Origin of the sequence: Thalassolituus sp. UBA2009 (genome assembly GCF_002335285.1) — a bacterium.
In the GTDB taxonomy this organism is placed as follows: Bacteria; Pseudomonadota; Gammaproteobacteria; order Pseudomonadales; family Oceanobacteraceae; genus Venatoribacter; species Venatoribacter alkanivorans.
On record NZ_DDCJ01000121.1, the window covers coordinates 1 to 5862 of the forward strand.

5 protein-coding genes are annotated in these 5862 nt (G+C 55.1%); 4 read left to right on the forward strand and 1 reads right to left on the reverse strand.

Annotation, left to right across the window (positions count from 1 at the left end; translation table 11 throughout):
- A partial coding sequence (locus tag B3P58_RS15035; RefSeq protein ID WP_286718787.1) for a long-chain-acyl-CoA synthetase occupies nucleotides 1–1261 on the forward strand: 1261 nt, incomplete at its 5' end.
- A gap of 31 nt (nucleotides 1262–1292) precedes the next feature.
- On the opposite strand, the gene B3P58_RS15040 is transcribed toward B3P58_RS15035, so the two are convergent.
- Nucleotides 1293–3644 (reverse strand): PAS domain S-box protein, encoded by a 2352-nt coding sequence (locus B3P58_RS15040; RefSeq protein WP_230331450.1) that lies wholly within the window; start codon nucleotides 3642–3644, stop codon nucleotides 1293–1295.
- A gap of 412 nt (nucleotides 3645–4056) precedes the next feature.
- On the opposite strand from B3P58_RS15040, the gene purE reads away from it, so the two are divergent.
- The 3 genes from purE to B3P58_RS20800 form a co-directional block, all read left to right on the forward strand.
- The gene (purE, locus tag B3P58_RS15045) at nucleotides 4057–4551 is read left to right on the forward strand and encodes a 5-(carboxyamino)imidazole ribonucleotide mutase (RefSeq protein WP_145470314.1); all 495 of its coding nucleotides are present in this window, start codon (nucleotides 4057–4059) and stop codon (nucleotides 4549–4551) included.
- Nucleotides 4552–4612: 61 nt separating this feature from the next.
- Nucleotides 4613–5683 carry a 5-(carboxyamino)imidazole ribonucleotide synthase gene (locus tag B3P58_RS15050; protein ID WP_230331451.1) on the forward strand — a complete coding sequence of 357 codons (1071 nt, stop codon included), beginning with the start codon at nucleotides 4613–4615 and terminating at the stop codon, nucleotides 5681–5683.
- Between the two features lie 9 nt (nucleotides 5684–5692).
- On the forward strand, nucleotides 5693–5862 hold a 170-nt coding region (locus B3P58_RS20800; protein ID WP_414716581.1), incomplete at its 3' end, for a DUF2058 family protein.

Here is a 5862-nt window from a genome sequence, read left to right on the forward strand (position 1 = left end):
GGAGCAGGTCATCGCCTCACAGGAACAAAATAATCCGGCCAGTACACAACAGGTAAAAATGCATCAGCCCTGCTATTACATTTTCACTTCCGGCACCACCGGCCTGCCAAAAGCCTCGGTGATGAGTCATTACCGCTGGTTTAAATCGATGGCGGGCATGGGCCTGGCGTCGATGAAATTACGCAAAGACGATGTACTCTATGTCAGCCTGCCGCTTTACCATAATAATGCGCTTACCGTATCGATGGCTGCGGTATTGGGCGCTGGTGCCTGCATTGCGATTTCACGCAAATTCAGTGTCTCGCGTTTCTGGGATGAAATCCGCGAATACGGCGCCACCGGTTTTTGTTATATCGGCGAATTGTGCCGTTACCTGCTGAATACAGCGCCCTCAGACAAAGACCAGCAGCATAATATCCGCGTGATTATCGGCAACGGTCTGCGCCCCGATATCTGGATGGAATTCAAGCAGCGTTTCAATATTAAACATATCAACGAATTTTACGGCGCCAGCGAATGCAATCTGGTATTTACCAATGCGCTAAATCTGGATCAGACTGCCGGTATCTGTCCGCTGTCTTACAACATCGTGGCTTACGATATTGAAAATGACGAACCCCTGCGTGATAAAAAAGGCTTTATGCTGCCGGTTAAAAAAGGCGGCACCGGCCTGTTAATTACCGAGGTCAACGATAAGCAGCCGTTTGAAGGTTATACCGACGCCGAAGCGAGCCAGAAAAAACTGTTCCGTGATGTATTTAAAAAAGGCGACTGCTGGTTTAACAGTGGTGATCTGGTGCTGAACCAGGGTTTTAAACACGTCGCTTTTGCTGACCGTCTGGGGGATACCTTCCGCTGGAAAGGCGAAAACGTGGCCACCACTGAGGTGGAATCCATTCTGATGGAATTTGCCGATATTGAGCATGCGGTGGTGTATGGCGTGGAAGTGCCACACACCGATGGCCGTGCCGGCATGGCAGCCCTGACCTTGCGCGCCGGGGCCGACATCAACTGGAATGCTCTGACCCTGCACCTGCGGGAAAAATTACCGGCCTACGCCATCCCGCTATTTTTACGCCTGCGTCCACAGGAAGAAGTTACCGGTACCTTTAAGTACCGCAAAGTGGAATTAAAAGACGAGGCTTTCCATCTGGCCAAAGTCAGCGATCCGCTGCTGGTGCTGAGCAATAAAAATGAGCCTTATCAGCCATTAACACCGGCATTAGAGCAGGCCATTAATAACGGCCAGCTCAGCCTGTAAAGCGCACTTTTACACCGACAGCCCACAGCAATTATTGCTGTGGGCTGTCAATCATATCGCCCAGCGCCTGCAGGTCGAAGGGCTTGGTCATATAACCATCGACACCGGCATCCTGTGCCTGACGGATCTGATCCGGCAAAGCATCAGCACTGACCCCATAAATACGCGCATGGCGTAACTCCGGCATAGCGCGTAATTTTTTCAGCACATCCAGACCATGAATATCCGGCAGACGCATATCCAGCAGAATAACGTCCGGTGCATGCTGCTGCGCCATATCCATCCCTTCGCGGCCGGTACGGGCAATAGCAACGTGGACGTTATCACGGCGCTTCAGCCCCAGCTCAACAAAGCGGGCATTAATCGGGTTATCTTCGATATAAAGCACACGCCGCTGATTATCGCTCTCCCCATGCTTTTTCGCTGAGGTCACAGCGCTGAAAGCAGGCTGAATAGCATTAAACGAGTACATCGGTGCCGCCTGCGGCAGCTCCAGCCAGAAACAACTGCCCTCACCTTCTTCACTGCTGAATGCCAGTACACCGTTCATACGCTGTGCCAATACCCGGCTGATTGCCAGACCCAGACCACTGCCCTCAACCCCGCTTTGCTGGGCGCCCAGACGCTGAAACGGCATAAACATATCGGCCTGATGTTCCGCCGCAATGCCACAGCCGGTATCACGTACACTGATCCGTACACGCTCGCTTTCCGCCGGCTCAATGCGGATATCCACACTGCCACCCTCGCAGTTATATTTGATCGCATTGCTGAGCAGGTTCAGCACAATCTGCTTACAGCGTACCCGGTCGGCGCAGACCCAGGGCTCAGCAACCGCGCTGTGCATGCGGATACGGATACCGCGGGCAAACGCATCCGCACGTACCAGCTCCTGACACTCCTCCAGCAATGCCAGCAAGCCGACCGCTTCGTTCTGCGGTTCGAGGATATGTCCTTCCAGCTTCACCAGATCCAGCACCTGATCAACCAGCGCCACCAAATGTTTACCGGCACGCTCAATCAGATCGATGGCTTCATTCTGCTCAGGAGTCTGCAGTTCCGGCTTCAGCAGCTGACTGAAACCAATCACCGCATTTAACGGCGTGCGCAACTCATGGCTGAGCCCGGCGATAAAACGCGCGTTATCGGTCAGTGTCTGGAGGTGTTCACCTGCGGCCGCAGAGCGGTTACCGGCAATTGCGGATACCGGTGCAGAAACCGTGGCACTGTGCGGACTGGCGGTCAGTAATATCAGTTTCTGCCCGTCTTGCTGATGGGTCTGTAATTGCAGCTGCCAGGGTTCTTCGATATGGCGCGACGCTGCTAATTCTTCCTGCAACTGAAAACGGCGGAACCAGTCAACAAAGCGCTCCGATTCCAGTAACTGCACATTACAGCCTTTCAACGAGCGCGCACTCAGGCCAAAACGGCGGGCGTAGGCATCGTTGGCCTGCAACACTTCACCATCGGCGGTTAATAATGCCAGCGGCTGTGGTAACACGTTCAGCAGATGCACATCAGCCTCTGCTGCCGGGTGACTGAGCACCGGCAGCGCCGAAATATCCAGGCGGATGGCAACAATACCCATGGCTTCACCGGACGCATCACGCAGAACATTCTTGCTGGTCAGAAAACTGATGGTACTGCTGCCGTGGTTATTATCATGTTTACCGGCAACGCCTTCCTGACGGGTACCGATAAAGGGCTCGATAAATACCCGTGCACCATCGGCGTGGCTCACTTCCTCATCACTGCGCTGTTGTAATACCGCCCATTGTGGCGAAAACAATTCGGCATCGCTGCGCCCGACGGCATCACGGGAACGGATACCCAGCAGGCTTTCGGCGCGATGATTAAGCAACAGATAACGGCCCTGCATATCCTTAACCGTTACCGCAGCGGGGGTGTGATCCAGCACACTGCCAAGCCAGACCTGATCACGCGCTTGCTCATGGCTGTGGCCGCTCAGTGAGGCAGTCAGATCGTGCACAATCGCAGTAAAACTCGGTGAACCATCCAGATTCATTTCGCTTACCGACAGATGCAGCAAAAACTCCTCACCGTTTTTACGCAGCCCCGGTAACTCGCGGCCACGCCCCATTACGGTGGCGTGGCCTTCGCGCAGATACTGCTCGATATATCCCTGATGACGCTGGCCATGACGGGCCGGCATCAGCATCGCAATGTTCTGGCCCAGTAATTCCTCTGCTTCATAACCGAAAATACGGCAAAGCGCCGGATTACAGGCCTGAATATCTCCTTCACTGTTAATACTGACAATCCCTGCGGCAGCCGTATCAAACAACACCTGATACAGCTCGCTGTCGTTTTTCATATTAAGGCGGGTCACCATCTGTCTGACCCGGCCATAAAGACCTGGCATCCGTTTCAACTCCTCAGGCTATGCCAACAACAATCTGGCCCCACATTCCGCTTCATCCGGAATTTGATTATAATTTACTCAACTGTAGACCACTAATCCACACAAAGTAAATGGTTTTAGTCCTTACAGGAAGAGCCAGTCAGGCCAGAAGCAGAAGATTTTTTGTCTGCTGCAAGAGCATGACTAATGCCGACAAGGCATAAATACTGGCTTTTCAGACCTGACAACCACATATCTGCCCCAGCCCCCTGTTCACCCTGATCCAGAAACTGAATCTGCTTGAAAGCGCTGACCCCGCTTTCCTGCCCCCGTATCCGCTTAATCATGCTGTAAACCTTGTGATAGAATGCGCCGCTTTCCTGCACCGGCCGCCACTTTGGCTGCCCTGACTGAATTCAACGAGGATGACCCGATGACCGTAGCGGTTGGTATCATCATGGGCTCTAAGAGCGACTGGCCCACCATGCAACACGCAGCAGATATGCTGGATAAACTGGGCGTGGCCTACGAAGTAAAAGTGGTGTCTGCCCACCGCACCCCGGATCTGCTGTTTGATTACGCCAAAACCGCTCAGGGCCGCGGCATTAAAGTCATCATCGCCGGTGCCGGTGGCGCTGCTCACCTGCCGGGCATGTGTGCCTCCCAGACCTCGTTGCCGGTACTCGGCGTGCCGGTTAAATCCCGCGCCCTGAGCGGCCTGGATTCGCTGTTGTCCATCGTACAGATGCCTGGTGGTGTTGCCGTTGGTACTCTGGCCATCGGTGATGCCGGTGCGAAAAACGCCGGTCTGCTGGCCGCCCAGATTCTGGCCACCAGCGACAACGACCTGCTGGCCAAAATCGACGCCTTCCGCGCCGAACAGACCGACAGCGTGCTGGCTGAACCCGATCCGCGCACCGCACTGTAAGCGTTAACGACCTATCCGGGCCCGGTACTGCCGGGCCCGACTTTTCTGAGAGTGAAGAAGCATGAAAATCGGTATTTTAGGTAACGGCCAGCTGGGCCAGATGCTGTCTGACAGTGTGCAGGACATCAGCGATATTGAAGTATCGCTGTACGATCTGCGTGCCCACAGCGACGAAGCTCTGGATGCGTTTCTCGCCAGCGTTGAGCGCGTATCGTTCGAAACCGAAAATATCCCGGCACACATCGTTGCCCGTCTGGAAAGCGTTGCCGACAAGCTGTATCCCAGCCTGAAAGCACTGAAAACCTTCCAGAACCGTCTGCTGGAAAAAATCGCCCTTCGTGCCGCCGGTATCGACACCGCCGATTTCTGTGCCGTTAATTCACTCGACGATCTGCGCGCCGCAGTAGAACAGCTGGGCCTGCCCATCGTGCTGAAAACCACCACCGAAGGTTACGACGGTAAAGGTCAGTATGTGCTGCGCAGTCCGGCCGATGCCGAACCAGCCTGGGCCGCCATTGGTGGACGTGAACTGATCGCCGAAGCCTTTGTCAGCTTTGAGCGCGAAACCTCCGTCATCGCCAGCCGCGACGTTAACGGCAATATGGTGATCTGGCCGATGACCGAAAACGTACACCACGAAGGCATTCTGCGTTACTCGCTGTTCCCGGCCGCCGACCTCAGTGCCGAAAAAGCGCAACAGGCCGAGCGCTATATCCGCCAGCTGGCCGACAGCCTCGACTATGTAGGCACCATCACGCTGGAACTGTTCGACACCGCAAGCGGCCTGGTCGCCAACGAAGTGGCACCGCGCGTACACAACTCCGGCCACTGGTCGATTGAAGGCGCCGCCACCAGCCAGTTCCGCAACCATATGCTGGCCATTGCCGGCCGCGCCCTGGGCGATACCACCGCCAAATACCCGGCCGTTGCCATGCTAAACGTGATCAGCGATGAAACTCCGGCCGAAAAAGCCGCCACCATCGGCAACGCCTTCCGCCACTCCTATGGCAAAGAAGCGCGCCCGGCGCGTAAGCTCGGCCACGTTACCGTGGTTGCCGCCGACGTTAACGAACGCGACAACACCATCGACCAGCTGGCAGATTTAATTCCTGCCGGTGTATGGCAACGCTGAGGAATTATTATGGCCAAGTCATTACAGGAACAGCTGCTCGCCGCCGGTCTGATCGACAAGCAAAAAGCGAAAAAAGCCGCCAAAGAACTGAAAAAGCAGGATCACCTGCAGCGTACCGGACAAGACAACCAGATCGACGAAGCCAAGGCCAAAGCCGACGCTGCGCGTAAAGAAAAAGC